The organism is Pantoea sp. GCM10028869 (assembly GCF_042666835.1).
Taxonomy (GTDB): Bacteria; Pseudomonadota; Gammaproteobacteria; order Enterobacterales; family Enterobacteriaceae; genus Pantoea; species Pantoea leporis.
Genome location: NZ_JBHTGO010000005.1, coordinates 77,630 through 103,558, shown reverse-complemented (window position 1 = coordinate 103,558; position 25,929 = coordinate 77,630). Strand labels below are relative to the sequence as shown.

29 protein-coding genes and 1 tRNA gene are annotated in these 25,929 nt (G+C 54.8%); 15 read left to right on the top strand and 15 right to left on the bottom strand.

The window, feature by feature from the left end:
• Positions 1-11 precede the first annotated feature (11 nt).
• The 5 genes from sspB to zapE form a co-directional block, all read right to left on the bottom strand.
• Complete coding sequence (gene sspB / locus ACFQW4_RS14495) at positions 12-500, bottom strand: ClpXP protease specificity-enhancing factor (protein WP_064737765.1); 489 nt, start codon at positions 498-500, stop codon at positions 12-14.
• Positions 501-503: 3 nt separating this feature from the next.
• The gene (sspA, locus tag ACFQW4_RS14490) at positions 504-1,145 is read right to left on the bottom strand and encodes a stringent starvation protein SspA (RefSeq protein ID WP_008104394.1); all 642 of its coding nucleotides are present in this window, start codon (positions 1,143-1,145) and stop codon (positions 504-506) included.
• Between the two features lie 329 nt (positions 1,146-1,474).
• Positions 1,475-1,867 carry a 30S ribosomal protein S9 gene (gene rpsI, locus ACFQW4_RS14485; RefSeq protein ID WP_007886600.1) on the bottom strand — a complete coding sequence of 131 codons (393 nt, stop codon included), beginning with the start codon at positions 1,865-1,867 and terminating at the stop codon, positions 1,475-1,477.
• A gap of 15 nt (positions 1,868-1,882) precedes the next feature.
• A complete protein-coding gene (gene rplM / locus ACFQW4_RS14480; protein WP_007886599.1) occupies positions 1,883-2,311 on the bottom strand; it encodes a 50S ribosomal protein L13 in 429 nt (142 codons plus the stop codon).
• A 238-nt stretch (positions 2,312-2,549) separates the two neighbouring features.
• Positions 2,550-3,677: a cell division protein ZapE gene (gene zapE, locus ACFQW4_RS14475; RefSeq protein ID WP_110868087.1), complete on the bottom strand. Its 1,128-nt coding sequence runs from the start codon at positions 3,675-3,677 to the stop codon at positions 2,550-2,552.
• Positions 3,678-3,867: 190 nt separating this feature from the next.
• Between zapE and zapG the strand changes: the two genes are divergently transcribed.
• From zapG to degS, 3 genes are all read left to right on the top strand, one after another.
• Complete coding sequence (gene zapG, locus ACFQW4_RS14470) at positions 3,868-4,272, top strand: Z-ring associated protein ZapG (protein ID WP_064737767.1); 405 nt, start codon at positions 3,868-3,870, stop codon at positions 4,270-4,272.
• Positions 4,273-4,376: 104 nt separating this feature from the next.
• Positions 4,377-5,747 (top strand): serine endoprotease DegQ, encoded by a 1,371-nt coding sequence (gene degQ, locus ACFQW4_RS14465; protein WP_101762291.1) that lies wholly within the window; start codon positions 4,377-4,379, stop codon positions 5,745-5,747.
• A gap of 86 nt (positions 5,748-5,833) precedes the next feature.
• Complete coding sequence (degS, locus tag ACFQW4_RS14460; protein ID WP_110868088.1) at positions 5,834-6,913, top strand: outer membrane-stress sensor serine endopeptidase DegS; 1,080 nt, start codon at positions 5,834-5,836, stop codon at positions 6,911-6,913.
• Positions 6,914-6,936: 23 nt separating this feature from the next.
• Here degS and epmA read toward each other — a convergent pair whose 3' ends face one another.
• Positions 6,937-7,914, bottom strand: coding sequence for an elongation factor P--(R)-beta-lysine ligase (epmA, locus tag ACFQW4_RS14455; protein WP_101762293.1), 978 nt, complete (start codon positions 7,912-7,914; stop codon positions 6,937-6,939).
• 136 nt (positions 7,915-8,050) lie between these two features.
• Between epmA and ACFQW4_RS14450 the strand changes: the two genes are divergently transcribed.
• Positions 8,051-8,575, top strand: coding sequence for a lipocalin family protein (locus ACFQW4_RS14450; RefSeq protein WP_101762294.1), 525 nt, complete (start codon positions 8,051-8,053; stop codon positions 8,573-8,575).
• Between the two features lie 39 nt (positions 8,576-8,614).
• Here ACFQW4_RS14450 and ACFQW4_RS14445 read toward each other — a convergent pair whose 3' ends face one another.
• Complete coding sequence (locus tag ACFQW4_RS14445; RefSeq protein ID WP_007886592.1) at positions 8,615-8,749, bottom strand: entericidin A/B family lipoprotein; 135 nt, start codon at positions 8,747-8,749, stop codon at positions 8,615-8,617.
• Between the two features lie 145 nt (positions 8,750-8,894).
• The gene (gene efp / locus ACFQW4_RS14440; RefSeq protein WP_034826669.1) at positions 8,895-9,461 is read right to left on the bottom strand and encodes an elongation factor P; all 567 of its coding nucleotides are present in this window, start codon (positions 9,459-9,461) and stop codon (positions 8,895-8,897) included.
• Between the two features lie 42 nt (positions 9,462-9,503).
• Here efp and epmB point away from each other — a divergent pair, with 42 nt between their 5' ends.
• Together epmB and ACFQW4_RS14430 are read left to right on the top strand one after the other, a co-directional pair.
• On the top strand, positions 9,504-10,532 hold the full coding sequence (gene epmB, locus ACFQW4_RS14435) for an EF-P beta-lysylation protein EpmB (RefSeq protein WP_101762295.1): 1,029 nt from the start codon (positions 9,504-9,506) through the stop codon (positions 10,530-10,532).
• A 96-nt stretch (positions 10,533-10,628) separates the two neighbouring features.
• The gene (locus tag ACFQW4_RS14430; protein ID WP_101762296.1) at positions 10,629-11,063 is read left to right on the top strand and encodes a DUF1090 domain-containing protein; all 435 of its coding nucleotides are present in this window, start codon (positions 10,629-10,631) and stop codon (positions 11,061-11,063) included.
• Between the two features lie 64 nt (positions 11,064-11,127).
• On the opposite strand, the gene ACFQW4_RS14425 is transcribed toward ACFQW4_RS14430, so the two are convergent.
• The 4 genes from ACFQW4_RS14425 to ACFQW4_RS14410 all read right to left on the bottom strand — a co-directional run bounded on the left by ACFQW4_RS14425 (position 11,128) and on the right by ACFQW4_RS14410 (position 14,308).
• Positions 11,128-11,475 carry a DUF4156 domain-containing protein gene (locus tag ACFQW4_RS14425; protein ID WP_008104416.1) on the bottom strand — a complete coding sequence of 116 codons (348 nt, stop codon included), beginning with the start codon at positions 11,473-11,475 and terminating at the stop codon, positions 11,128-11,130.
• 196 nt (positions 11,476-11,671) lie between these two features.
• The gene (groL, locus tag ACFQW4_RS14420) at positions 11,672-13,324 is read right to left on the bottom strand and encodes a chaperonin GroEL (RefSeq protein ID WP_101762297.1); all 1,653 of its coding nucleotides are present in this window, start codon (positions 13,322-13,324) and stop codon (positions 11,672-11,674) included.
• A 46-nt stretch (positions 13,325-13,370) separates the two neighbouring features.
• A complete protein-coding gene (locus tag ACFQW4_RS14415) occupies positions 13,371-13,664 on the bottom strand; it encodes a co-chaperone GroES (RefSeq protein ID WP_101762298.1) in 294 nt (97 codons plus the stop codon).
• 191 nt (positions 13,665-13,855) lie between these two features.
• On the bottom strand, positions 13,856-14,308 hold the full coding sequence (locus tag ACFQW4_RS14410) for an FxsA family protein (RefSeq protein ID WP_192236087.1): 453 nt from the start codon (positions 14,306-14,308) through the stop codon (positions 13,856-13,858).
• 375 nt (positions 14,309-14,683) lie between these two features.
• Here ACFQW4_RS14410 and aspA point away from each other — a divergent pair, with 375 nt between their 5' ends.
• The 5 genes from aspA (at position 14,684) to ACFQW4_RS14385 (ending at position 20,152) form a co-directional block, all read left to right on the top strand.
• The gene (gene aspA / locus ACFQW4_RS14405) at positions 14,684-16,120 is read left to right on the top strand and encodes an aspartate ammonia-lyase (RefSeq protein WP_101762300.1); all 1,437 of its coding nucleotides are present in this window, start codon (positions 14,684-14,686) and stop codon (positions 16,118-16,120) included.
• Positions 16,121-16,237: 117 nt separating this feature from the next.
• A complete protein-coding gene (locus ACFQW4_RS14400) occupies positions 16,238-17,539 on the top strand; it encodes an anaerobic C4-dicarboxylate transporter (protein ID WP_192235898.1) in 1,302 nt (433 codons plus the stop codon).
• Positions 17,540-17,622: 83 nt separating this feature from the next.
• Positions 17,623-19,323, top strand: coding sequence for a protein-disulfide reductase DsbD (locus tag ACFQW4_RS14395; protein WP_377725932.1), 1,701 nt, complete (start codon positions 17,623-17,625; stop codon positions 19,321-19,323).
• A 66-nt stretch (positions 19,324-19,389) separates the two neighbouring features.
• Positions 19,390-19,968, top strand: coding sequence for a transcriptional regulator (locus tag ACFQW4_RS14390; protein ID WP_101762303.1), 579 nt, complete (start codon positions 19,390-19,392; stop codon positions 19,966-19,968).
• A gap of 108 nt (positions 19,969-20,076) precedes the next feature.
• Positions 20,077-20,152 (top strand) — tRNA-Phe (locus ACFQW4_RS14385).
• 88 nt (positions 20,153-20,240) lie between these two features.
• Here ACFQW4_RS14385 and ACFQW4_RS14380 read toward each other — a convergent pair.
• Both ACFQW4_RS14380 and ACFQW4_RS14375 read right to left on the bottom strand, forming a co-directional pair.
• The gene (locus ACFQW4_RS14380) at positions 20,241-20,540 is read right to left on the bottom strand and encodes a helix-turn-helix domain-containing protein (RefSeq protein ID WP_176970147.1); all 300 of its coding nucleotides are present in this window, start codon (positions 20,538-20,540) and stop codon (positions 20,241-20,243) included.
• Positions 20,527-20,892, bottom strand: coding sequence for a type II toxin-antitoxin system RelE/ParE family toxin (locus tag ACFQW4_RS14375; RefSeq protein WP_377725929.1), 366 nt, complete (start codon positions 20,890-20,892; stop codon positions 20,527-20,529). Before ACFQW4_RS14375 ends, ACFQW4_RS14380 begins: the two co-directional genes overlap by 14 nt.
• Before the next feature lie 461 nt (positions 20,893-21,353).
• Between ACFQW4_RS14375 and ACFQW4_RS14370 the strand changes: the two genes are divergently transcribed.
• Positions 21,354-22,049, top strand: a complete 696-nt coding sequence (locus ACFQW4_RS14370) for an RraA family protein (protein ID WP_101762304.1) — start codon at positions 21,354-21,356, stop codon at positions 22,047-22,049.
• 134 nt (positions 22,050-22,183) lie between these two features.
• On the opposite strand, the gene ACFQW4_RS14365 is transcribed toward ACFQW4_RS14370, so the two are convergent.
• Positions 22,184-23,104, bottom strand: a complete 921-nt coding sequence (locus tag ACFQW4_RS14365; protein ID WP_377725927.1) for a DMT family transporter — start codon at positions 23,102-23,104, stop codon at positions 22,184-22,186.
• Between the two features lie 271 nt (positions 23,105-23,375).
• Here ACFQW4_RS14365 and ACFQW4_RS14360 point away from each other — a divergent pair, with 271 nt between their 5' ends.
• Genes ACFQW4_RS14360 through ACFQW4_RS14350 form a run of 3 tightly spaced genes read left to right on the top strand, consistent with a single transcriptional unit; the run spans position 23,376 to position 25,911 of the window.
• On the top strand, positions 23,376-24,215 hold the full coding sequence (locus ACFQW4_RS14360; RefSeq protein ID WP_277976877.1) for a transporter substrate-binding domain-containing protein: 840 nt from the start codon (positions 23,376-23,378) through the stop codon (positions 24,213-24,215).
• A gap of 2 nt (positions 24,216-24,217) precedes the next feature.
• Positions 24,218-24,928 (top strand): 5-oxoprolinase subunit PxpB, encoded by a 711-nt coding sequence (pxpB, locus tag ACFQW4_RS14355; protein WP_137385029.1) that lies wholly within the window; start codon positions 24,218-24,220, stop codon positions 24,926-24,928.
• A complete protein-coding gene (locus tag ACFQW4_RS14350; protein ID WP_377725924.1) occupies positions 24,925-25,911 on the top strand; it encodes a biotin-dependent carboxyltransferase family protein in 987 nt (328 codons plus the stop codon). Before pxpB ends, ACFQW4_RS14350 begins: the two co-directional genes overlap by 4 nt.
• Positions 25,912-25,929 lie beyond the last annotated feature (18 nt).

The window sequence follows — 25,929 nt, the reverse complement described above, 5'->3', positions numbered from 1 at the left end:
TATTGCACGTTTTACTTCACCACACGCAGTGAAGGTCGTCCGCCACGCGGCGGCGGCTCATCATCTGGCGAGTGATCGTCATCAGTCGCATCATCCGGACGATCGCCATCAATCACAGACATCATTGTCTCTTCCTGACCGCTACCTTCCTGCTCGTCCGTCGCCAGCTCGTAAGCCGGTTCCGGCTCGAACATGGTGCCAGCGCCGTTTTCACGGGCATAAATCGCCAGAACTGCAGCCATCGGCACAGAAACCTGACGCGGTACGCCACCGAAACGCGCGTTGAAACGCACTTCATCATTGGCGAGGTCAAGATTGCCTACCGCACGCGGCGCGATGTTCAGAACAATCTGTCCATCACGCGCATATTCCAGCGGCACCTGCACACCAGGCAGATTGATGTCGACCACCAAATGCGGCGTCAACTGATTATCCAGCAACCAGTCGTAGAACGCCCGCAACAGGTAAGGACGACGCGCCGTTAGTTGCGACATTTCCATACATTAGCCCCGAGCTTGCAGGCGCATTTCACGTTCTGCTTCCGTCAGTGACGCAAGGAAAGAGTCACGTTCAAACACACGCGTCATATAGCCTTTCAGCTCTTTAGAACCGGCGCCAGACAGGTCAACGCCCATCTGCGGCAGACGCCACAGCAGCGGCGCCAGATAGCAATCCACCAGGCTGAACTCTTCGCTCATGAAGAACGGTGTGCGTGCGAACAGTGGTGCAATCGCCAGCAGCTCTTCGCGCAGTTGCTTGCGCGCTGCATCGGCTTCGGCACCGTTGGCGGTTTCGATGGTGCGCATCAGGCTGTACCAATCCTGCTCAATGCGGTGCATCATCAGACGGCTTTCACCGCGCGCTACCGGGTAAACCGGCATCAGCGGTGGATGCGGGAAACGCTCATCGAGGTATTCCATGATGATGCGTGATTCATACAGCGTCAGTTCACGGTCGACCAGCGTCGGTACGGTGCGATACGGGTTGAGGTCAATCAGATCCTGCGGCAGGTTATCCGTTTCAACCTGCTCGATCTCCACGCTGACGCCCTTCTCAGCCAGTACGATACGTACCTGATGGCTGAAAATGTCAGTCGGACCAGAAAACAGCGTCATTACCGAACGTTTGTTGGCAGCGACAGCCATGAAAACCTCCAAGTTTGTTCACAAAAAGATACTGCGAATAGCCAACCACGCGGCGACTCACCGGCTCATCAGATTCGCCTACCGTCAGCGTCAGGAGCATCGACCGGTCTTCCGGACAGGAACGACATGCACAACGCTGCGTCTTGCAGGCGCAAAGTGACAGTGAGTTTACCAGATTTTAAGCAGCTTGTGGGGCGGGCGTGATGATTTGCGGGCAAAATGCGGGTAAAGCTCGCGTTTTTCGTGGGAAAAAATCATTAATGCAGGCAATAAAAAACCCGCCGAAGCGGGTTTTTTGAGCCAACTGCCGCTGCCGGAGCAGCAAACAATTAACGCTTGGAGAACTGCGGACGACGACGTGCTTTACGCAGGCCGACTTTCTTACGTTCAACTTCACGCGCATCACGGGTAACGAAGCCCGCTTTACGCAGTTCAGAACGCAGAGACTCGTCGTACTCCATCAGAGCGCGTGTGATACCGTGACGGATCGCACCAGCCTGACCAGAAATACCACCACCTTTAACAGTGATGTACAGGTCAAATTTACCAACCATATCAACCAGCTCCAGCGGCTGACGCACGACCATGCGTGCAGTCTCGCGACCGAAGTACTGCTCCAAAGAGCGCTGGTTAATTACGATGTTACCGCTACCCGGCTTGATGAAGACGCGAGCGGCAGAGCTTTTGCGGCGACCAGTGCCGTAGTTTTGAGTTTCAGCCATTGCCTATAATCCCGATTAAATGTCAAGAACTTGCGGTTGCTGCGCCGCGTGGTTGTGCTCGTTGCCTGCGTAAACTTTCAGTTTACGGTACATAGCACGACCCAGTGGGCCTTTCGGCAGCATGCCTTTAACCGCGATTTCAATCACACGCTCAGGACGGCGCTCGATCATCTCTGCAAAGGTCGCTTGCTTGATACCACCGATGTGGCCAGTGTGGTGATAGTAAATCTTGTCAGTACGCTTGTTGCCGGTTACAGCAACTTTTTCTGCGTTCAGAACGATGATGTAATCACCGGTATCAACGTGCGGAGTGTATTCCGCTTTGTGCTTACCACGCAGACGGCGCGCCAGTTCAGTCGCCAGGCGACCCAAGGTTTTGCCCGTTGCGTCAACAACATACCAGTCACGCTGTACGGTTTCTGGTTTAGCTGTAAAAGTTTTCATTGAAAAGCTTACCCAAATAAAAAGTTACACGTTGGTGAAATCCCAAACGCTAAGTAAACGATTGAGGCTCACACGACCATTTTGCCCAGCAAGCCACCCCTTCAAGTGAGTTACCGGATCACATCGAGTTCTTGGGAAAGAAAACCGATGCTGTAACGTGGGGTCGCAAGATTATAGAGAAGTCGAACTCAAAGATCGAACCTTTTTGCATCTAAAACCTACGATTTATGCCACGTCATCAGGGCAGATGCGGCAGACGCAAATACTCTTCGCTCTGCATCTCCTGCAAACGCGACAAGCAGCGCTGATACTCAAACTTCAAGCGTGTGCCCTGATAAATTTCAAACAGTGATGTTTCAGCCGCGACAACCAGTTTCACGTGGCGTTCGTAGAACTCATCGACCAGCGCAAGGAAGCGGCGCGCCTGATCTTCGGTCTTATAAATCATCACCGGCACATCATACAGCAAGACGCTGTGAAAACGGCGCGAGAGCTCAATATAGTCGTGCTGACTGCGCCCTTCGCCGCACAGCGTCAGGAAATTGATCGCCAGCACGCCTTCATGCACGCCCAGCGTGGGCATCTGGCGATGGTTGATTTCCAGCACCGGCGCGTCTTCACGCGCTTTGCCGGACAGCGCGCGGAACATGCGCTCCATTTCGCTATGCGTGGCATCGTTGAGCGGGAAGTTCCACAAATGCGCCGACGTTAGTGTGCGCAAACGGTAATCGATACCCGCGTCCACATTCATCACTTCACAATGACGCTTGATTTGTTCGATGGCAGGTAGGAAACGCGGGCGCTGCAGGCCGTTGCGATAGAGCTCATCCGGCGGAATGTTCGAGGTGGCTACCAGCGAGATGCCGCGCGCAAAAAGCGCTTCCATCAGCGTGCCCAGCAGCATGGCGTCGGTGATATCCGAGACAAAAAACTCATCGAAACAGAGAATGTCGGTTTCCGCTTTAAAGCGATCGGCGACAATTAGCAGCGGATCGCTGTGGCCTTGCAGCTGCGTCAGTTCCTGATGGACACGCAGCATAAAGCGGTGGAAATGCAGGCGCAGCTTACGATCACCAGGAATTGACTGAAAAAACAGATCCATCACCCAGGTTTTACCGCGTCCCACACCGCCCCACATATACAGTCCGCGCACTGGCGCTTCGCGGGTGCTTTTCTCTTTATTCATTATCTTAGACAAGCGGCCCAACAGACCTTTGGCAGCCGGTTCAACCTGTTGCTGGCGGGCAATCAATCCTTGCTGGATGGTATCTAAGCGGGTAATCGCTTCTCGTTGTACGTCATCCGGGCGAAATTCGCCCTGCGACAGCGCCTGCTCGTAGCGTGCAAGCGGAGATGAGGTTTGCATGGTTCTCTCAGAATCCCTGAAAAAGTCCGATTCACGGGTCGGTTGACGAAAATTAGGCCGCTCTACACTAAGCGATGCAGCCCGATAGTTCCACTTCCAATAGATTATTGGGTATAGTGGCTGCTATTGAAGTTGATGTTGCAACAGAAGCAATGCCCTACGAAACAACGGAAATTACACGGGAGTCATTATGACCTGGGAATACGGGCTGATTGGTTTAGTGATTGGCATTATTGTCGGCGCAGTCGTCATGCGTTTTGGCAACAAGAAGCTGCGTGAGCAGCGTAGCATGCAGTATGAACTGGAAAAATCGAAGGCTGAGCTGGCGGATTACCGCGAGGAGCTCACCAACCACTTCGCCCGCAGCGCCGAGCTGCTGGACAATATGGCGCATGATTACCGCCAGCTGTATCAGCACATGGCGAAAGGGTCTAACGACCTGCTGCCAAATCTGCCCGGCGAGAAAAATCCGTTTGCCTACCAGTTAACGGAAGCCGAAGCGGATAACGATCAGGCGCCGGTGCAGATGCCGCGTGATTACTCTGAAGGCGCATCCGGCCTGTTACGTGGCAGCGACCGCGCTCCGCGTAATTAATCCTTTTGGGGCACAGCTTAGCTGTGCCCTTTTTGTTTTCGAACACAAACCACAAACTACTGTCACACTTCTTTTATCCCTTTCGCAGCGAGAGCGTTGTAGCAATGAAAAAACAAGCACGTCTGTTAAGCGCATTAGCCTTAGGTATCGGGATGAGTTTGGCTGCGGCGCCGAGTGCGCTGGCAACTCTTCCCGCCCAGATTCAGGGACAAGCATTGCCAAGCCTGGCACCGATGCTGGAAAAAGTTCTGCCCGCAGTAGTGAGCGTGCGTGTTGAAGGTACCGACAGCGGTCAGCAGGCGCAGGATATTCCTGAACCACTGAAGCGCTTTTTTGGTCAGGCACCGGGACAATCGCAGCCGCAGCCTTTTGAAGGTCTGGGTTCTGGCGTGATCATTGATGCCGCTAAAGGCTATATCCTCACCAATAACCATGTGGTCAGCAACGCCGATAAAATTAGCGTGCAGCTGGGTGACGGCAACGAATATGACGCTAAGTTAATTGGTCACGATGAACAAACCGACATCGCATTGATCCAGGTTGAAGGCGCGAAAAACCTGACGCAGGTGAAAATCGCCGACTCTGATTCGCTGAAAGTGGGTGATTTTGCCGTGGCCATCGGTAATCCGTTTGGTCTGGGTCAAACCGCCACGTCGGGCATCATCTCTGCGCTCGGTCGTAGCGGCCTGAATCTGGAAGGACTGGAAAACTTCATTCAGACCGATGCCGCGATTAACCGCGGTAACTCCGGTGGTGCGCTGGTGAACCTGAATGGTGAGTTGATTGGTATCAACACCGCGATTCTGGCGTCAAGTGGCGGCAACATCGGCATTGGCTTCGCCATTCCCGCCAATATGGCGATGAACCTGGCGCAGCAGCTGATTCAGTTCGGCGAAGTGAAGCGCGGTCAGCTTGGTATCAAAGGTACGGAAATGACCGCCGATATCGCCAAAGCGTTTAACGTTGATGCGCAGCGCGGTGCCTTTGTTTCGGAAGTGCTGCCGAAGTCAGCCGCCGAGAAAGCGGGCATCAAAGCTGGCGATATCATCACCTCCATCAATGATAAGCCAATCACCAGCTTTGCTGAGCTGCGTGTGAAAGTCGGCACCACGCCGCCGGGCCAGGATGTGAAAATCGGCCTGCTGCGTGAAGGCAAACCGGTCAACGTCACCGTCACGCTGGAACAAAGCGCGCAAACCACCGCCAGCGCGCAGCTGATGTCGCCTGCACTGCAAGGCGCAACGCTGAGCGACGGCGCGACCAAAACCGGTGATAAAGGCGTGAAAGTCGATGCCATTGAAAAAGGCACGCCAGCGGAGCAAGTCGGTTTGCAGAAAGATGATGTGATCATCGGCGTAAACCGCAATCGCGTCGCTTCTATTGCCGAAATGCGCAAAGTGCTGGAAGGCAAACCGCCGGTGCTGGCACTGAACGTGGTGCGCGGCGAAGAGACGATTTACCTGCTTCTGCGATAATCCTCGCAACAGGCGGACAAGCAGGTGTTTGTCCGCCTTTCTCATGCTATTCTGCCCTGCGATCTCACCTGGCTTGAAATAACACCATGTTTCTTAAACTTTTGCGTTCTGTGGTGATGGGCCTGATCGTGGCTGGCTTACTGCTCGTCGCGATCCCTGCGCTGCGTATGGGCAGCAACGTCACCTTTGATCAAGACAACAGCGACGATGAAGCACCCGTTAGTTTTAATCAGGGTGTGCGACGTGCCGTGCCCGCGGTCGTTAACGTCTATAACCGCAGTGCCCACGGCAACAATAATCGCGGCATCACGACGCTGGGTTCCGGCGTCATCATGAACGGCAAAGGCTACATCCTCACTAACAAACACGTGATTAATAACGCCGACCAAATCATCGTCGCGCTGCAGGATGGACGCTTCTTCGAAGCCACCTTAGTGGGTTCCGATGCCATGACCGATTTAGCGGTGCTGAAAATCAGCGCCTCCAACTTGCCGGTTATCCCCATCAACGCCAAACGTATCGCGCACATCGGCGACGTCGTCATGGCGATCGGCAACCCATACAACCTCGGCCAAACCGTGACGCAAGGCATTATCAGCGCCACCGGACGCGTGGGTCTGAGCTCATCCGGACGACAAAACTTCCTGCAGACCGATGCCTCGATCAATCAGGGTAACTCGGGCGGCGCATTGATTAACTCGCTTGGTGAACTGATGGGCATTAACACCTTGACGTTTGATAAAAGCAGCGATGGCGAAACGCCGGAAGGAATTGGTTTCGCCATTCCCACCGCGCTGGCGAGCAAAATCATGGATAAGCTGATTCGTGATGGTCGGGTGATTCGCGGCTACATCGGCATCACCGGGCGCGAACTGCCGCCGCTGCACGGCCAGGGCAGTAATCTTGATCGCGTGCAGGGCATTATCGTTAGCGACGTCACGCCTGGCGGCCCCGCCGATAGCGCCGGCATTCAGGCCAATGACGTGCTGCTGGAAGTGAATGGTAAACCGGCGCTCTCGGCGCAGGAAACCATGGATCAGGTGGCAGAAATTCGGCCGGGCTCGGTGATTGACGTGCAGATCTTGCGTAATGAAAAGAAAATGACCTTGCCGGTGACGATTCAGGAATTCCCGGAAGTGACCGCGCCCGCCACCACCACGCCATAAGGGCGCTTGCGCGCCCTGATGATTTAGCTGCGATCGACCGGGAAGGCGATCACTTCGCTTAGCGAGCTGGCTTTCAGCGCCAGCATGATCAAACGATCCACGCCCAACGCCACGCCAGAACAGGCAGGCATACCGTGCGCCAGCGCATCCAGCAGATAGGTATCGATAGGATGTTGCGGCAGGCCACGCGCAGCACGACGACGATTGTCCTGCTCAAAGCGCTGACGCTGCTCGCGGCTATCGGTTAATTCACGGAAACCGTTCGCCAGCTCAATCCCTTTGTAATAGACCTCAAAGCGCTCGGCGACGCGGTGATCTTCTGTACTGATCTCCGCCAGCGCGGCCTGCGTCGCCGGGAAATGGTAGACGAAGCACGGCTTATCGTTACCAATCTTCGGCTCAACGCCCAGCATAAACAGCAGCTGCAGCAGCGTATCGCGGTCTTCTTCACGATTGGCCAACTCGCCCTCGCCCAGCTTCTCCGCCACTTCGCGTAGCTGCGCTTTATCAGCCGATAACGGATCGACTTCCAGATGGCGGATAAACGCCTGCTGGTACGACAGAGATTCCGCGCTGTCGCACTCCAGCACCTGCTGCATCAAATCGTCCACCTCGTTCATGAGGCGGTACATGTCGTAGTGCGGACGATACCACTCCAGCATGGTGAACTCGGGATTGTGGTGACGCCCGGCCTCCTCATTACGGAAGCTGCGACCCATCTGGTAAATCGGACCACTTCCGGCCGCCAGCAGGCGCTTCATGTGATATTCCGGACTGGTCATCAGCCACAGATCGCGCCCTTCGGCTGCGCCTGGCCCAACAAAACGCGTCTGGAACGGCACCAGATGGATGTCAGTAATGGTCGCCTGGCTCATCGCCGGGGTATCGACCTCCAGCACGCCGCGATCGGCAAAGAAACGACGTATTTCCGCCATGATAGCGGCGCGTTTCAACAAATTGGCAATGGGTGCGCTCGGCTGCCAGCTTGCCGTTTCGCTCATGTTGATGACTCCTCATACAGATAAGGGGTGGAAGTCTACCCGCAATGCCGATGGCAAACAACGGCAGCGGGCGCAGGCAGCAATTTGCTAGCGGGAAGCTATACTTAACCCATTAAAATCGTAAAGGAATCCCACAATGTCCCCATGGAAAACCCTGCTTGCCAGCCTGAGCGCTTTTCTCTCCGTTGCCTGCTCAACCGCGCCACCTAAAGGTGTTACGGTAGTAGAAGGTTTCGACAGTCAGCGCTATCTCGGCCAATGGTATGAAATCGCCCGCCTCGATCACCGCTTTGAGCGCGGATTACAACAGGTTACCGCTAATTATAGTCCGCGCGAGGACGGCGGTTTGAAGGTGATCAATCGCGGCTACAATCAGCAGAAACAGCGCTGGCAAGAGAGCGTTGGCAAAGCCTACTTCACCGGCGATAAACAGCGCGCCGCGCTGAAGGTGTCGTTCTTTGGCCCGTTCTATGGCGGCTACAACGTGATCGCATTGGATCCTGACTATCGCTATGCGCTGGTGTGCGGGCCGAATCGTAGCTACTTGTGGATTCTGTCACGTACGCCGCAGCTGGATGAAAATGTTAAGCAACGCCTGGTTGAACAGGCCAGAAGTGCCGGATTCCCGGTGGATGAGCTGATTTGGGTGGAGCAGAAATAGAGAGGACCGGTGCGAAAGTCGCTTTCGCACCGGACTATCTTACTGTGCGCTGCGCTGGATTGCCTTGCCGCCCGCCGAAACGTCTTCGCCAACACCACGCGTGGTGTTACAAGCGGTCAGAACGGATGAGAGCACCAGCACGGAAAAAATCGCGACAATACTTTTCTTTAACATAGCCATATCCTTTTTGGTTGCAGTAAAAGTACAGCTCTTAAAGCATAGTCTTGATCTGTAAAACTGCGGATTGGACGGATGAAAAAAGAGAAGGGAAACACACAGTGAGAAAAAAGGCGCATCAATGATGCGCCTGATTTGACGATTATTTTACGCGAGAAACGTATTCGCCAGAGCGGGTATCTACTTTTACTACTTCGCCAATCTGTACGAACAGTGGCACTTTGATTACCGCGCCAGTTGACAGCGTAGCGGGCTTACCGCCGGTACCTGCGGTATCACCCTTCAGGCCTGGATCGGTTTCGATAACTTCCGCTTCGATGAAGTTCGGTGGCTGAACAGCGATCGCTTTATCGTTCCACAGGGTAACGATACAATCCGCATTGTCCTGCAGCCACTTGGTCACGTCATCCAGCACTTTAGATTCGATCTGATACTGCTCGAAAGATTCTGGGTGCATGAAGTAGTAGAAGTCGCCGTCGTTGTAAGAGTATTGCAGCGTCATATCACGAACGTCTGCGCCTTCGGCAGAGTCAGTAGATTTGAAGGTCTTCTCAACGCGAGAACCGGTCAGCAGACGACGCATTTTAACGCGCGCAAATGCCTGGCCTTTACCCGGCTTAACGAACTCACTGGCTTCGATGGCATATGGCTCGCCTTCGAACATGATTTTAAGACCGGGACGGAAATCGTTGCTAAGATAAGTCGCCATAAAGGCCCTCTGTAAATATTGAACTGGTAAATAGCCAAAAAAATGGCACACATTGTAACCCTAAATCCCCCCGTCAGAGAAGATTGGTTGCAGCAACTAGCTGATGTTGTCACCGAACCTGCTGAATTACTGCAACTTTTATCTCTTGATCAGCATGCTGATCTGGCTGCAGGCGCCGATGCGCGCAAGCTTTTTGCCCTGCGCGTACCGCGCGCCTTCATCGCACGCATGAAAAAAGGCGATGCGACCGACCCGCTGCTGCTGCAAGTGCTCACCAGCCGTCAGGAATTTATCGATGCGCCAGGTTATAGCACCGATCCGCTGGATGAACAAAGCAGCGTTGTGCCGGGTTTACTGCATAAGTATAGAAACCGAGCGCTGCTGCTGGTAAAAGGCGGCTGTGCGGTCAACTGCCGCTACTGTTTCCGCCGTCATTTCCCCTATCAGGATAATCAGGGCAACAAGCGCAACTGGCAGGCAGCGATTGACTACATCGCCACGCATCCGGAACTGGACGAGATCATCTTCTCCGGCGGCGATCCGCTGATGGCGAAAGATCATGAACTGGCATGGCTGGTGGGCGCGCTGGAGAAAATCCCGCATCTCAAACGCCTGCGTATTCACAGCCGCTTGCCGGTGGTGATCCCGTCGCGTATCACCGAAAGCTTGTGTCAGATTCTGGCGGACACGCGCCTGCAGGTATTGATGGTGAGCCATATCAACCATGCGCAGGAAATTGATGATGAGCTGCGTTACGGCATGCAGATGCTGAAGCGTGCCGGCGTGACGCTGCTCAATCAGAGCGTGTTGCTGCGTGATGTGAATGATGATGCGCAGACGCTAGCGGATCTCAGTAATGCGCTGTTTGATGCTGGCATTCTGCCCTACTACCTGCACGTGCTGGATAAGGTGCAAGGCGCGGCGCACTTCTTTGTGTCAGATGAGGAAGCACGTGGGCTGATGCGCCAGCTGCTGCCGATGGTTTCCGGTTATATGGTGCCGAAACTGGCGCGCGAGATTGGCGGCGAGCCAAGCAAGACGCCGCTGGATTTGCAGCTGCGTCAGGTATAACCAAGACCCAACTGAATGATTCCTGCCCATCGTTCCTCTATAAAAGCTCCTGAAATTATCTGGCACATGGTGTGCTGAGGTTATACAGGAGCTGTTATGAAAAAAGTGGCATTAACGCTACTGGCACTGTTATCGCTGAGTTTGGTTTTTACTATGAAAGCCAAGGCCGCTCAGGATTGCGCCACGCGTCACGCGGCAATTAGCGAAGAATTACGTTACGCTGAAGCCAATAATAATTATTCACGGATTAACGGCCTGCGCAGCGCGCTCGCTGAACTGAATGCGCATTGCACCCGCAGTAACGTCATTTACGATACACAGCGCCAACTCGATAAACTCAAAGATAAAGTGGCGGATAAGCAGAAATCCATTGGTGAAATCGAGTTTGATTTAAGGCGCGCTCGTGTAGACGCAGATGCGAAAAAAATTCGCAAATATCAGCATAAGCTAGAAGATAAACAAGAAGAACTCGCTGAAGCACAACAAGAGCTAGCGCGAGTACAGAATGAGATGTCCGCATTGAGGAAATAACAAAATGGCCGAAGCAATTCGGCCATTTTGCATTCAACTTTTCATGCATTTACGCCGGAAAAATTCACGGGCACTTATACACCTGGCCGGTCATTTTGCTGTCGAGCGGTGCGAAAGCTGACAGCAGATTCTGCGTCGGGCTGGTGGCGCCATAAATCACGTTGCCGCCCATTTCTGCCGCGCGGTTGCGTAGGTCGTTAGCCGCGCCACGCAGTGAACTGCCTTCACCGCCTGAACCGCTCAGCCAGTTGCTCTGAGAGCCGGTAAGCGTTCCCAGCAGCTGACATTGACTTGCGGGTTGTTGGTCGACGAAGGTCACACGTTCGCCGCCAGCACTCAATTGATTGGAGCTGCTACAGCCCGCCAGCAGTAAAGTTCCGACTGCCAGACCGAGCAAGAGGTTAATCCGCATTGTAATCCCCATTTATTATCATCAGTGTCGGGCGGCAGCGTAGCAGAAAAGCGCACTTTTTTTCTGAACATTCATTGCCCTAAACCCGTAAAGCCGAAGTATTGCGCCCTTACTTATACCTTGTTCCCCAGCAAAAGAAAAACCCCGACCGTTTCCGATCGGGGGTTTTCCAGATGACTTAAGCAGTCAGGGGCAATTACATCATGCCGCCCATTCCGCCCATGCCACCCATACCGCCAGCGCCGCCTAAATCAGGTGCGTCGCTTTTTGGCAGGTCAGTCACCATCGCTTCGGTGGTGATCATCAGGCCCGCAACCGATGAAGCGTACTGCAGCGCAGAACGAGTCACTTTGGTTGGATCCAGGATACCGAAGTCGATCATGTTGCCGTACTCTTCAGTCTGCGCGTTATAACCGTAGTTACCGTCGCCTGCTTTCACGTTGTTAGCAACAACTGAAGGCTCTTCGCCGGCGTTGGAAACGATCTGACGCAGCGGGGCTTCCATTGCGCGCAGCGCAACTTTGATACCCACGTTCTGATCTTCGTTATCGCCTTTCAGGCCAGATGCGGCGATTTTCGCTGCAACGCGAACCAGCGCCACACCACCACCGGCAACCACGCCTTCTTCAACCGCAGCACGGGTCGCGTGCAGGGCATCTTCAACGCGCGCTTTCTTCTCTTTCATTTCAACTTCAGTTGCTGCGCCCACTTTCAGCACGGCTACGCCGCCTGCCAGTTTCGCTACGCGCTCCTGCAGTTTCTCTTTGTCGTAATCAGAGGTTGCTTCTTCGATCTGCTGACGAATCTGCGTTACGCGGCCAGAGATAGCGCCTTGATCGCCCACGCCATCGATGATGGTGGTGGTGTCTTTGTTGATCACAACGCGTTTTGCCTGACCCAGATCTTCCAGGGTAGCTTTCTCCAGCTCCATACCGATCTCTTCAGAGATCACGGTACCGCCGGTCAGGATAGCGATATCCTGCAGCATCGCTTTACGACGGTCGCCGAAGCCAGGTGCTTTAACCGCAGCCACTTTCACGATACCGCGCATGGTGTTCACCACCAGCGTTGCCAGAGCTTCACCTTCCACGTCTTCTGCAATGATCAGCAGTGGCTTACCGGCTTTCGCAACGGCTTCCAGCACTGGCAGCATTTCGCGGATGTTAGAGATTTTCTTGTCAGCCAGCAGGATGAACGGGGTTTCCAGCTCAACTGCGCCTGTTTCTGGCTTGTTGATGAAGTACGGAGACAGGTAGCCACGGTCAAACTGCATACCTTCAACCACGTCCAGCTCATCTTGCAGGCCGGTGCCTTCTTCAACGGTGATAACGCCTTCTTTGCCCACTTTGTCCATCGCGTCGGCAATCAGTTTGCCCACGGTTTCATCAGAGTTAGCAGAGATGGTACCAACCTGTGCAATTGCGCGTGAATCCTGGCAAGGCACAGACAGGGTTTTCAGTTCTTCAACGGCGGCGATAACGGCTTTATCGATACCGCGTTTCAGATCCATCGGGTTCATGCCCGCAGCGACGGCTTTCAGGCCTTCGGTGATGATGGCCTGAGCCAATACAGTTGCGGTGGTGGTGCCGTCGCCTGCTGCGTCGTTCGCTTTAGAGGCCACTTCTTTCACCATCTGTGCGCCCATGTTTTCGAACTTGTCTTCCAGCTCGATTTCACGCGCAACAGAAACACCATCTTTGGTGATGGTCGGTGCACCAAAAGATTTATCCAGAACCACGTTACGGCCTTTCGGGCCCAGGGTAACTTTTACTGCATCTGCCAGTACGTTTACGCCGCGCAGCATTTTTACGCGTGCGTCATTACCGAATTTTACGTCTTTAGCTGCCATTTCAAATATCCCTTAAATTCGTTTCGTTCAGTGAATTGCGCGTAAATTACGCTTCAACAACTGCCAGGATGTCGCTTTCGGAGATGATCAGAACTTCTTCGTTGTCGATTTTCTCGGTTTTGGCACCGTAGCCTTCGCTGAAAATCACCAGATCACCCACTTTTACGTCCAGTGGCTTAACTTCACCGTTTTCCAGGATGCGGCCTTTGCCAACAGCCAGGATTTCACCGCGAGTAGATTTACCGGCAGCTGAACCGGTCAGCACGATGCCGCCCGCTGATTTAGCTTCGACTTCTTTACGCTTGACGATAACGCGATCGTGCAATGGACGAATTTTCATTTGATAGCTCTCCTTTAGAAAGTCCAATCATTCATTTTTGGGGTTGAGCCGGACAGCAGGGCTTCCAGCCTCGTGCTGGAAGAGATAGGGGCAATAAGTGGGCTTTCAAGGGCAAAAAATATAAATATTTTCGTTTCTGCAACAGACGGCGAAAAAAGCAACAAAAAGGCGGCTTGCGCCGCCTTGATTATCTAATGGTCTTTGTCATGACCTATTTGGTCCTGATCTTTGCGCTCATATTCACCGTCCACGGTGAAACCCGCATCCGGACCGGCGCCCGGACCGCGCCATACGCGCAAGTGCGGCATCAGCTTCAACGTCAGATGCTTCTGCACCGGCGGCAACAGCAGCAGTAAACCGAGGAAGTCGGTGAAGAAACCGGGCAACAGCAGCAGGAAGCCGGAGATAATCAGCGAAACGCTTTTGGTCATCTCAGCCGCCGGGCTTTCGTTACGCGCCAGCTTCTCCTGCATCAAACGGAAGTTCTTCATGCCCTGATTTTTCACCAGCGACACACCAATACACGAGGTGAAGATCACCAATAGCATGGTGAGCAGCACGCCCAGCGCATGCGCAACCTGAATAAAGATAGAGATCTCAATCCAGGCCAAAACAAAAAAAATCACGAACGGTAACCAGCGCACCGAGTTCTCCTGTGAGTTGGAGCTGCCCCGCAAATGGCCAGGCAGCAGAAAGGGAGGGTCTATGTGACAGTATTGATAGAGATGGGCATTTGCACCGGCATTTTCAACCGATCCTGCCATTTTTTTCCCACTGACTTAAAATTGCGAAGTACATCACATATCGTTATTACCGCTGGGCCTGCAAAAGCCCGTAAAGTGATCTGTGCACAAACAATTCTGTAACATCAGAATATGATCGTGCCCGTCAGTGCGAAGATGGATAATATGTCGGCGCTGACATTCCACGACAATATAATCGCTTCACCTGCACGTTGTTTGCCGCCCGTCCATCCCGACGCCCGGCAGTAACCAGGCAGCAATAACAAGAAGGTAATCATGGCGAACAACATTCGTATCGAAGAAGACCTGTTAGGCATGCGCGAAGTTCCGGCAGACGCTTACTACGGTGTTCATACTCTGCGTGCGATTGAAAACTTCTACATTAGTAACAATAAAATCAGCGACATACCGGAGTTTGTCCGCGGTATGGTGATGGTGAAGAAAGCAGCCGCGCTCGCCAACAAAGAGTTGCAGACCATTCCCCGCAATATCGCCAACACCATTATTCAGGCCTGTGATGAAGTGCTGAATAACGGTAAATGCATGGATCAGTTCCCGGTTGACGTCTATCAGGGCGGCGCGGGCACCTCGGTCAACATGAACACCAATGAAGTGCTGGCCAACATCGGCCTGGAGCTGATGGGTCACCAGAAAGGTGAATATCAGTACCTCAATCCCAACGATCACGTGAACAAGTGTCAGTCCACCAACGATGCTTATCCAACCGGTTTTCGTATCGCGGTGTACGCTTCGATCCTGAAACTGCTCGACGGCATTAATCAACTGAGCGAAGGTTTCCAGCGCAAAGCGGTTGAATTCGAAAGCATTCTGAAAATGGGCCGTACTCAGCTGCAGGATGCGGTGCCGATGACGCTTGGCCAGGAGTTCCACGCGTTTAACGTGCTGCTGAATGAAGAGACTCGCAGCATTCTGCGCACCGCTGAACTGCTGCTGGAAGTGAACCTCGGCGCCACCGCCATCGGCACACGTCTCAATACGCCGGATGGCTATCAGCAGCTGGCGGTACAGCGTTTGGCGGAAGTGAGTAATCTGCCGGTGGTGCCTGCAGAAGATTTGATTGAAGCCACCTCCGACTGCGGCGCGTACGTGATGGTGCACTCGGCGCTGAAACGCCTGGCCGTGAAACTGTCGAAAATCTGTAACGACCTGCGCCTGCTCTCCTCCGGTCCGCGCGCCGGCCTGAATGAGATCAACCTGCCTGAACTGCAGGCCGGTTCATCAATCATGCCCGCCAAAGTCAATCCGGTGGTGCCAGAAGTGGTGAATCAGGTGTGCTTCAAAGTGATCGGCAATGACATCACCGTCACCATGGCGTCAGAAGCGGGTCAGCTGCAGCTCAACGTGATGGAGCCAGTGATTGGCCAGGCGCTGTTTGAATCGATCAGCATCCTGACTAACGCCTGCTTCAACCTGCTGGAAAAATGCGTCAACGGCATCACCGCCAACAAAGCGGTATGTGAAGCTTACGTGTTCAACTCGATTGGTATCGTCACTTACCTCAACCCGTACATCGGCCATCATAACGGCGATATCGTCGGTAAGATTTGCGCCGAAACCGGTAAAAGCGTGCGTGAAGTGGTGCTGGAGCGTGGCCTGCTAACGGAAACCGAACTGGATGACATTTTCTCCATTCAGAACCTGATGCATCCGGCGTACAAAGCCAAACGTTATACCGACGAAAACGAACAGTAATCCGTTCCGGATCAAGTTGCCAACAGCACGCCCATATACAATGCGGCGTGCTTTTTTCATTTTGGCGGCTACAACTTTAAGAGTCGGGATTTCTCCGCGGCTCAGGGAGTGGAACGAATGGTAGTAGTGGAGTTGGTTATTGTCCTGCTGGCGATCTGGCTCGGTGCGCGTCTGGGCGGCATCGGTATTGGATTCGCGGGCGGTTTAGGTGTGCTGGCGTTGACGCTGATGTGCGGCTTAAAACCCGGCGCGATTCCCTTTGATGTAATCGAAATTATCATGGCGGTGATTGCCGCAATTGCCGCGATGCAGATCGCCGGCGGTCTCGATTATCTGGTGGGATTAGCAGAACGCCTGCTGCGCCGCCATCCACGCTATGTCACCTTCCTTGCGCCGCTGGTCACCTATGTCATGACGCTGCTGGCCGGCACCGGTCACACCGCGTTCTCCACCTTGCCGGTGATTGCCGAAGTGGCGAAAGAGCAAGGCGTGCGCCCGTCGCGTCCGTTGTCGATTGCGGTCGTCGCCTCGCAGATTGCCATTACCGCCTCGCCGCTCTCGGCGGCGGTGGTATTCTTTGCTTCAATCCTGGAACCGCATGGCGTGAGTTATCTGGCGCTGCTGGGTGTGGCGATTCCCTCTACCATGGCAGCGATCTTCTGCGCCGCCATCATCACCAGTTTTCTCGGCAAGGAGCTCAGGGATGATGAGAAATATCAGGCGCGTTTAGCGAAAGGTGAAGTGAAACTGCGCGGTGAGCAGGTTTATGACATCAAACCGGGCGCGAAGCGTGCCGTATTGCTGTTCCTGATCGGCATCGCCGCCGTGGTGCTCTACGCCACCGCAATTAGCGACAGCGTTGGCCTGATCAGCAATCCCGTGCTGCCGCGCAACGAAGCCATCGTGGTGTTTATGCTGACCGTTGCCACGCTAATCTGCCTGACCTGTAAAGTCGATACCGGTGAAATCCTCAGCGCCAGCACCTTTAAATCGGGCATGAGCGCCTGTATCTGCGTGATGGGCGTGGCGTGGCTGGGCGATACCTTTGTCAAAGCGCACCTCAACGATATCCAGGCGTTAGCCGGTGACATGCTGCAAGGTTATCCGTGGATGCTGGCGCTGGTGCTGTTCTTCGCCGCCACGCTGCTTTATTCGCAAGCCGCCACCACCAAAGCGTTGATGCCTGCCGCGTTGATGCTGGGCGTCTCGCCGCTGGCCGCCGTCGCGTCCTTTGCGGCGGTTTCCGCGCTGTTTGTGCTGCCAACCTATCCTACGCTGCTGGCCGCGGTGGAAATGGATGACACCGGTTCAACGCGTATCGGCAAGTTTGTGTTTAATCACTCCTTTATTATTCCCGGCGTGTTGGCGATTGCCTTCTCGGTGGCGTTTGGCTTCCTGTTTGGCAGCCTGATTCTGTAGCGCGGTTACATCCTGAAAACCTCGTGGCGAACCGGTCGTGTTATTATCGCGGCCTATTCGCCACCGGAGCTCACTCATTCGCTATGGCTGCACGACTCTTTCGCCTTGCCGGCTTTTGCCTGGCGCTGTTTTTCTGCCTTTCGGCACAAGCCTCACTCTTCTCCCCGAACAACAACAGCCGCTTTGTGCCGGTTGATCAGGCGTTTGGCTTCGATTTCACTCAGCAAGGCAATCAGCTGACGCTCAGCTGGAAAGTGAAGGATGGCTACTATCTCTATCGCCAGCAAATCCACGTCACGCCGCAAAAAGCGCAAATTGCTCCACTCACGCTGCCGCCGGGCCAGCCGCATGAAGATGAGTTCTACGGCAAAAGTGAAATCTATCCGCAGGATCTGCAACTGCCGATCAGGCTGCGCCAGGCCGATGCCGGCGCGACCGTCACCGTGACCTATCAGGGCTGTGCGGCTGCGGGCTTCTGCTATCCGCCGGAAACCCGCGCGGTGCCGCTGAGCGCGGTTGCCGCCAATCAGGCTGCGCCTGCGGTCAGCGCGCAGCCCGCCAATCACAGCACGCCGCTGCCGTTTTCACCGCTTTGGGCGTTGCTGATTGGTATTGGCGTCGCTTTCACGCCGTGTGTGCTGCCGATGTATCCGCTGATCTCCAGCATCATTTTAGGAGGCCCGCGCCGCTATTCGATGGGGCGATTGTTCGCGCTGGCGATGGTGTATGTGCAAGGTATGGCTCTGACGTACACCGTGCTCGGCATGGTTGTGGCAGCGGCCGGATTACGCTTCCAGGCGGCGCTGCAACATCCTTACGTGTTGATTGGCCTGTCGGCGCTGTTTATCGTGCTGGCGCTGTCGATGTTTGGCCTGTTCTCGCTGCAATTGCCTGCCAGCCTGCAAACGCGCCTCACGCTGTGGAGCAATCGCCAGCAAGGTGGCTCGCTGCCGGGCGTATTTATGATGGGCGCACTGGCCGGATTGATCTGCTCGCCCTGCACCACCGCACCGCTCAGCGCCATTCTGCTGTACATCGCGCAGAGCGGTAATCTGTGGGCCGGAGCCGGTACGCTGTGGCTCTATGCCTTCGGCATGGGCCTGCCGCTGATTACCGTGACGATGTTTGGCAACAAGCTGCTGCCAAAAAGTGGGCCGTGGATGCAAACCGTCAAAGAGGGTTTTGGCTTTGTGATTCTGGCGCTGCCGGTATTCCTGCTGGAACGGGTGATTGGCGATCTGTGGGGCATCCGTCTGTGGAGCCTGCTTGGCGTGGCGTTTTTTGCCTGGGCATTCAGCCTCAGCCTGCGTGCCAGCGGCAAATGGCGCGTGCTGCAAATCATCATGCTCGCCGCCGCGCTGGTCAGTGTGCGCCCGCTACAGGATTGGGCGTTTGGCAGCAGCAACAGCGCGCAAGCCGTGGCGCATCTGCCGTTCCACACCATCACCAGCAGCGAGCAGCTCGACAGCGCGCTACAGCAGGCGCAAGGCCGTATCACCATGGTCGATCTCTACGCCGACTGGTGTGTGGCCTGCAAAGAGTTCGAGAAATACACTTTTAGCGATGAGGGCGTGCGTAACGCGCTAAGTCAGGTACAACTGCTGCAAGCCAATGTCACCGCCAATAACGCGCAGGACAACGCGCTGTTGCAGCATCTGCAGGTTTTAGGTTTGCCCACCATTCTGTTCTTCGATGCGCAAGGCAAAGAGATCCCCGATTCGCGCGTCACCGGCTTCCTCAACGCCGCCGATTTCCGCGCACATTTGCAGAATGTGTCACGTTAAACGACACTGTCAGCAGGACACTGCCCGTTCGTCCGCGAGCGGGCCCGCATTCCAGAGGAGAGTCACTTGCAACGTGAACAAATACTCGAGCATGCGTTGAATGTGCTCGAACAAAGCGGCCTGGCCGCTACCACTTCCCTAACTCAGTTGGCTGGCGCAACCGGTCTTGAAGCCGAACAACTCACGCGTTTCTGGCCCGATCGTGATGCCTTGCTGTATGACGCGCTGCGCTATCACGGCCAGCAGATTGACAGCTGGCGTCGTCAGGTGCAGCTCGATGAACACCTCAGCGCCGAACAAAAGCTGTTAGCCCGCTACGAAGTGCTGAGTGAACACGTCAGCAAAGGCCGTTTTCCCGGTTGCCTGTTTATCGCCGCCTGCAGTTTCTATCCGCAACCCGATCAGCCGGTGCATCAGCTAGCCGAACAGCAAAAGCGCAGTTCCTGGCAATTCACCCATGAAATTCTGGTCGATCTAGCGCTGGATAATCCCAGCATGGTGGCCGATCAGATGGAATTGATTCTGGAAGGTTGCCTGAGCAAACTGCTGGTGAAACGCAACGTACAGGATGTCGCGACGGCGCGCCGTCTGGCGGAAGATGTACTCGGTATCGCGCTGTGCCGCAAAAATGGTGCGCTGGCGTAGCCTTTTTGTTCACCTTGTCTGAAAAGCAAGCAATCAATCACGATTGCACCGCTTTTTTGACGAAAGCCGTTGACGGCTGTAAGCCATTAGGGTTTAATGCGCCCCGTTGCCCGGATAGCTCAGTCGGTAGAGCAGGGGATTGAAAATCCCCGTGTCCGTGGTTCGATTCCGCGTCCGGGCACCAACATTCTGAAAACCCAGCTTATGGCTGGGTTTTTGCTTTTCTGCGTTCTGAAAAAGATGCCAGTTTATCACCGACATCTTCCCCCACATCAGATCTGAAATATCCGACCATCTCCGGTGGGAAGTTCAACATTCAGACTCAACTTACCGCCTAACGCTTCTACATATTTTTTCAGGCTGGAAAGTTTTATCTCGTCACCTCGCGCCTCAATCGCTGCGATAGCAGGTTGCGAGATCCCCATCTTTTCAGCCAGCTGCACCTGTGAAAGTTCCAGCTCCTCACGCAACTGACGCAGGCGGATCTCCAGAATTTTTTGGTCTGCCTTATTTTTAATGCGCTCCTGGGACTCAGGAGAACGCTGTGCGATCAGCTCTTCAAGTTTTGGCATTGGTTAATTCCTCCAGATGCTGCATGTACTCTTTATCGGCTAGTTTGATCATCGATTGGTAGAAACGCTTCTGATTCACTCCAGTTTTATCCCCCGCACACAGCACGATAGCTTTCCTTGCGGGATCAAACGCGAAAAATGCGCGAATCGGCCTTCCATTACTTTGGACGCGAAGTTCCTTCATGTTGGCAAAACGAGAACCGGTGACCGTATCGACATCCGGTCGCCCCAACATTGGGCCAAACACTTTCAGAACTTCGAGGCTCGACAACACATCTTCAACCATTTCTTCATCTTGTTCTTGCAGCCATGCTGCAAAGAGCAAAGTAATTTCGACTTCCCAACTGTTCAAAATTGCCTCTCATAAACTGTAGTTTATATCGACACCATATAAACTGGAAATTATTTTTTGAGAGATGATTTTCATCATGTTTTCTGCTTGCCGATGTACTGAACGTCTTAGATTTGAGAGACGCTTCTGAAAATAAATTAAAGACTCAGCTAATACTTTTAATTTATCGCCCCATAATAAAACCCAATAAAATTAATTATCAGTGAGTTAAATTCATCCGAAATAATAATTCGTGATCCTGTCTTGGTTAGCCGTAACATCCTCTGCGTAACATCTGCGTAATCGCGTAAGCTTAATCATATGCCAGTAATCATATGATGATTCAGCTTGTTAGCTGAACACCCTATTCAATGAAGTAATGACTCATCAAAAACAAAAATAAAAATTCTTAATTTTACATTTAATTATTTACCCAGGAACACAACGCGATTAATTAAATCACTCCCTACAGGAAAATAACCATGAGCGCAGGAAACCGAATCTATTTACGTCGTCCCGCCGATGCTGAACCGCTGTTGGAAGCCTTTCGCCGGTTACCAGCGGCGGTGGTGGCGGATTGCATGAGCCGCTTGCCCGCCTTGTCGGCCGAGATCAGCCTGAAAACCGCGCCGCGTCAGCCGATCATGTGCGGCCTGGCGGTGACGGTTAAAGCGCGTTCCGGTGACAACCTGATGCTGCACAAAGCGCTGGATATGGCGGGCCGAAACGATGTGATTATTCTGTCGAACGAGGGCGATCGCAGTCAGTCGCTGATGGGCGAAGTGATGGCGACCTATGCCAGACAGCGCGGTATGGAAGGCATTGTGCTGGACGGACCGGTCCGCGATATCGAAGGGTTGTCACGCATGGACTTCCCCATTTACGCCGCCGGTCACACGCCGGGCGGCCCGTTCAAGGATGGTCCGGGCGAGATCAACGTGCCAATTGCCTGCGGTAAAATTCACGTTTCACCGGGCGATATCGTGCTGGGCGATGCGGATGGTGTGATTGTGATTCCTCGCCAGGATGCAGCACGCATTCTCGAAGCGGCGCAGGCGTATTTAATCGTTGATGAACACAACTTCGAGCTGGCGAAAACCGGCTCACTCGAACGCAGCTGGCTGGACGAAACGCTGCGCACCAAGCAGGTTGAAATCATTGATGATGTGTTTCGTTAGAAACAAAACCGCGCGATAAATCGCGCCGCTACCGATGCGTGCACCTATGTGTAGCGGCGCAATTCATTGCGCGATAAATCGCGCCGCTACGGATGCGTACACCTATTTGTCGCAGCGCAAATTATTGCGCAACGCTAAGGCGTACTGCTCACCATCGCCAGTTTGCGCTGGCGATTCTCGCGCCACACCGCGAAAATCCCAGCCAGCGCCACAATCGATGCGCCCAGCAAGGTGGTGCTGCCCGGCAGGCTGTTCAGGAACAGATAACCAATCAGCATCGACCACACCAGCGTGGTGTAATCGAACGGTGCCAGCAGTGACGCATCGGCGTAACGCAGGCTCAGCGTCACCAGAATCTGCGCCAGACCCCCAAACAGGCCGCAGCCCACCAGCAACAGCAGCTGTATCGCGCTGGGTTTGCTCCAGCCAAACAGCGCCGTCGCCAGGCCAATTACGGTAGTCATCAGTGAGAAGTAAAACACTATCGCGCCCGGCTTCTCGATGCCGTTGAGGAAGCGGATTTGCACGTTAGAGGTCGCGGAGCACAGCGCCGCCAGCAACGCACATGCCACACCAATACTCGTCGTCGCGTTGCTGGCCCCATGGGAAAACAGCGCGCCGCTGGTGCTCAGGCTGGAAGAGAGCATGATCAAAATGCCGGATAATCCCACCACCACCGCGACCCAGCGTGAAACCCGCACCCGCTCTTTCAGCAGCATCGCCGCCATGATCACGGTAAACAGCGGCGCCGCATAGCTCAACGCGGTGGCATCGGCCAGCGAAATATAGACCAGCGCCAGATAGTTAAAATACATGCCGCCGGTGCCGGAGAAGCCACGAATAAAGTGACCAGACAGGTTACGCGTCTTGAGATTTTCCAGCACGTTGCCCTGCATTTTCAGCCAAATCAGCAGCGGCAACAGCGCGATAAAACTGCGGAAAAAAATCACTTCGCCGGTGGGAAGGGCGCCGTTCAGCCCCTTCACACACGCCAGCATCAAGGTGGCGCACAGCGCGGCCAGTATCTTCAGTAACACGCCTAATCGGGCATTCATGCTTTTTCACTTCTCTCTACCACATGCAATCGGCGGGACTGCCGAGAGGACATGCGATCAAGCCTGGCGAGAAAAGTGTGCGCTGGATAACACTTTTTTGCTCTGCCCGAATAGAAAGAACTTATGCGCCGCTTAGCCATATTTTTTTGCTATTGCACGACAGGGTTTCCCTCTTTTTCGCCTGAAAACAAAGCCGATATAGTCCAGAAAAGCGAGAACGCAGGCGCTCCGTCCCGGTGACGCCGTGGTATTCATCATTGAGGAAGTTCACATGACCATGAAAAGACCTACCACCATCGGGCTGGCACTGCTGCCGCTGCTGGCTATTTCGGCTGCGCATGCCGACATGATGGCCAACATCAAATCCAGCGGCGAGCTAAAGTGCGCGGTCTATTCGGACGTGCCGCCCTTCTCTTCTCCGGATCCGAAAACACGTCAGCTGGCGGGCATGGATATCGATCTATGTAACGCGCTGGCAAAGCAGATGAACGTCAAACTGACGCTGGTGCCCACCTCGGTGGAAGCGCGTATTGCGGTGATTGCGACCGGCCGCGCCGACGTGCTGATCGCCAATCTGGCCTACACCAAAACCCGCGGCAACCAGATTCAATTCAGCGATCCCTATTACGTCGCCAAAGAGATGCTGCTGGTGAAAGCACCACTGGCCGACAAGCCGCTGAGCTATTTCCAGGGCAAACGCATCAGCGCCACCAAAGGCACCACTTCTGAGCAATCAATCCATATCAAAGGCGGCAAAGCGGTTACCTTCCAGGATTCAGCCTCCGCGTTCCTCGCGCTGGAGCAGAACAAATCGGTGGGCTTCGTCACCAACACCATGACCGGCATCAAAACCATTTCGCAGGCAAAAAAAGACGGCATCAATCTGGCGATGATCAAAGAACCGATGGCGCTGGAGCCGATTGGTGTCGGCATGAAGCGTGATGAACCGGCGCTGCTGGCCAGCGTCAACAGCAGCCTGAAGGCGATGGACGATGACGGCACCATCGACAAAATCTGGGATACGTGGATTGGACCCAACACCGAATACAAAATGGTGCGCGAAGAGCGCGTACAGCCGCTCTCCAGTCTGAAATTTGAACCGCTGGAATAACCATGCCCGTGACGTCGCACTCTGCTCTCCAGCCTGCCAGCGTTCCCGCGCTGGCTTGCTCCTCTGCTATCAAGCTCTCCACCATCGGCGCACGCGCGTGGCTGGTGGAAGCGCCAGGCGGTTTCGATCTCCCGGCGCAGCGCCGCATCTGGTCGCTGGCGCGCCTGCTGCATGCCGATGAAGCGATTGAAGCGCTGATCCCCGGCGTCACCAATCTGCTGGTACTGTTCCGCCATATTCCAGCTGATGAAATCGCCGTGCGCATGCAGCTGCATGCCGCATGGGATCAGGCGCAGGCGATCAGTCCGCAGGGCAAACTGATTGAAATTCCGGTGCATTACGGCGGTGAACACGCCACCGATCTCGAGGCGGTGTGCCGCCATACCGGTTTGAGCCCACGCGAGGTGGTGCGCCTGCACCATCAAAGCGAATACACGGTGTTTGCATTGGGCAGCGCGCCGGGCTTCGGCTATCTGCACGGCTTGGATCCGCTGCTGGCGACACCGCGCAAGAAAGTGCCGTCGCTTAGCATGTTGAAAGGAACCGTCACCATCGGTGGCGCGCAGGCGGGCGTTTCGGCGCTGACCGGCCCGAACGGCTGGAATGCGATTGGTTTTGCCGAGCTGGCGGTGTTTGACCCGCTGGCCGCATCGCCCGCGCTGATGGCACCGGGCGATCGCATCCGTTTTCTGCCGCAGAGGATTGAGCTGTGATTGAGATCGAACAGAGCGGTGCGCTCAACACGGTGCAGGATTTAGGTCGCTTCAACTATCGCCACATCGGCGTGTCGGTGAGCGGCGCGATGGATCCGCTGGCGCTGCGTGCCGGTAATTTACTCCTCGGCAACGACGAAAATGCGGCGGCAATTGAAGTGCAGCTGTTCCCGTTCCGCGTACGTTTTCTGCAAAACAGCAGCATCGCGGTGACCGGCGCGGATTGCCGCGCCACGCTGGATGGCACGCCGCTGCCGCCGTGGTGGGGGTGCGGCGTGCGTGCCGGGCAAGTGCTGGAGCTGCGTTATCCGCGCAGCGGCGCGCGTGGCTATCTGTGTGTTGCTGGCGGCATTGATGTGCCGCTGGTGCTTGGCTCGCGCAGTACCGCGCTGCGCGGTGGCTTCGGCGGCGTTGAAGGACGTCCGCTGCAGCGTGGCGATCGGCTGGCACTCGGCGAAAATCGCGGCCCGGCACTTCCGCGCAGCGGCATCGGTATTGAACCGCCAGACAGCGCATTACACGCCAGTTTTCCCCGCAACAGCGCCGGAGACATTCAGCTGCGCGCCATTCCCTCCGGCGAATACCCACTGTTTGCCGCCGATGCCGCGCGCTTCTGGCAGCAATCCTGGCAGGTATCAAATCAAAGCAATCGCACCGGCTATCGGCTTTCAGGCGATCCGATCTTCCCCTCTGAAACCGTTGAGATGCGATCGTACGGGCTGATCCCCGGCATTGTGCAGGTGCCGCCGGGGGGGGAACCGATCATCCAGCTAAGCGATGCCAATACCGCCGGCGGTTATCCGAAGATCGCTGGCGTGATCGAGCAGGATCTGTGGCGGCTTGGGCAAGTGCTGCCGGGCCAGTCGATCCAGCTGATCCACAGCGATGTGCGTGAAGCGATCGCCATCGAACAGGAAGTGGCGCGCTGGCTGAGCCGTTTGCGCTTCAGCTGCCAGCCACTGCGTAAAGCGCTTACCGTTTAATCCGCACAAGGAAACCAG

What these genes read in the sequence shown, in the direction of transcription:
- sspB (WP_064737765.1), bottom strand. Translation starts at nt 500, where the DNA reads ATGGAAATGTCGCAACTAACGGCGCGTCGTCCTTACCTGTTGCGGGCG.
- sspA (WP_008104394.1), bottom strand. Translation starts at nt 1,145, where the DNA reads ATGGCTGTCGCTGCCAACAAACGTTCGGTAATGACGCTGTTTTCTGGT.
- rpsI (WP_007886600.1), bottom strand. Translation starts at nt 1,867, where the DNA reads ATGGCTGAAACTCAAAACTACGGCACTGGTCGCCGCAAAAGCTCTGCC.
- rplM (WP_007886599.1), bottom strand. Translation starts at nt 2,311, where the DNA reads ATGAAAACTTTTACAGCTAAACCAGAAACCGTACAGCGTGACTGGTAT.
- zapE (WP_110868087.1), bottom strand. Translation starts at nt 3,677, where the DNA reads ATGCAAACCTCATCTCCGCTTGCACGCTACGAGCAGGCGCTGTCGCAG.
- zapG (WP_064737767.1), top strand. Translation starts at nt 3,868, where the DNA reads ATGACCTGGGAATACGGGCTGATTGGTTTAGTGATTGGCATTATTGTC.
- degQ (WP_101762291.1), top strand. Translation starts at nt 4,377, where the DNA reads ATGAAAAAACAAGCACGTCTGTTAAGCGCATTAGCCTTAGGTATCGGG.
- degS (WP_110868088.1), top strand. Translation starts at nt 5,834, where the DNA reads ATGTTTCTTAAACTTTTGCGTTCTGTGGTGATGGGCCTGATCGTGGCT.
- epmA (WP_101762293.1), bottom strand. Translation starts at nt 7,914, where the DNA reads ATGAGCGAAACGGCAAGCTGGCAGCCGAGCGCACCCATTGCCAATTTG.
- ACFQW4_RS14450 (WP_101762294.1), top strand. Translation starts at nt 8,051, where the DNA reads ATGTCCCCATGGAAAACCCTGCTTGCCAGCCTGAGCGCTTTTCTCTCC.
- ACFQW4_RS14445 (WP_007886592.1), bottom strand. Translation starts at nt 8,749, where the DNA reads ATGTTAAAGAAAAGTATTGTCGCGATTTTTTCCGTGCTGGTGCTCTCA.
- efp (WP_034826669.1), bottom strand. Translation starts at nt 9,461, where the DNA reads ATGGCGACTTATCTTAGCAACGATTTCCGTCCCGGTCTTAAAATCATG.
- epmB (WP_101762295.1), top strand. Translation starts at nt 9,504, where the DNA reads ATGGCACACATTGTAACCCTAAATCCCCCCGTCAGAGAAGATTGGTTG.
- ACFQW4_RS14430 (WP_101762296.1), top strand. Translation starts at nt 10,629, where the DNA reads ATGAAAAAAGTGGCATTAACGCTACTGGCACTGTTATCGCTGAGTTTG.
- ACFQW4_RS14425 (WP_008104416.1), bottom strand. Translation starts at nt 11,475, where the DNA reads ATGCGGATTAACCTCTTGCTCGGTCTGGCAGTCGGAACTTTACTGCTG.
- groL (WP_101762297.1), bottom strand. Translation starts at nt 13,324, where the DNA reads ATGGCAGCTAAAGACGTAAAATTCGGTAATGACGCACGCGTAAAAATG.
- ACFQW4_RS14415 (WP_101762298.1), bottom strand. Translation starts at nt 13,664, where the DNA reads ATGAAAATTCGTCCATTGCACGATCGCGTTATCGTCAAGCGTAAAGAA.
- aspA (WP_101762300.1), top strand. Translation starts at nt 14,684, where the DNA reads ATGGCGAACAACATTCGTATCGAAGAAGACCTGTTAGGCATGCGCGAA.
- ACFQW4_RS14400 (WP_192235898.1), top strand. Translation starts at nt 16,238, where the DNA reads ATGGTAGTAGTGGAGTTGGTTATTGTCCTGCTGGCGATCTGGCTCGGT.
- ACFQW4_RS14395 (WP_377725932.1), top strand. Translation starts at nt 17,623, where the DNA reads ATGGCTGCACGACTCTTTCGCCTTGCCGGCTTTTGCCTGGCGCTGTTT.
- ACFQW4_RS14380 (WP_176970147.1), bottom strand. Translation starts at nt 20,540, where the DNA reads ATGCCAAAACTTGAAGAGCTGATCGCACAGCGTTCTCCTGAGTCCCAG.
- ACFQW4_RS14370 (WP_101762304.1), top strand. Translation starts at nt 21,354, where the DNA reads ATGAGCGCAGGAAACCGAATCTATTTACGTCGTCCCGCCGATGCTGAA.
- ACFQW4_RS14365 (WP_377725927.1), bottom strand. Translation starts at nt 23,104, where the DNA reads ATGAATGCCCGATTAGGCGTGTTACTGAAGATACTGGCCGCGCTGTGC.
- ACFQW4_RS14360 (WP_277976877.1), top strand. Translation starts at nt 23,376, where the DNA reads ATGACCATGAAAAGACCTACCACCATCGGGCTGGCACTGCTGCCGCTG.
- pxpB (WP_137385029.1), top strand. Translation starts at nt 24,218, where the DNA reads ATGCCCGTGACGTCGCACTCTGCTCTCCAGCCTGCCAGCGTTCCCGCG.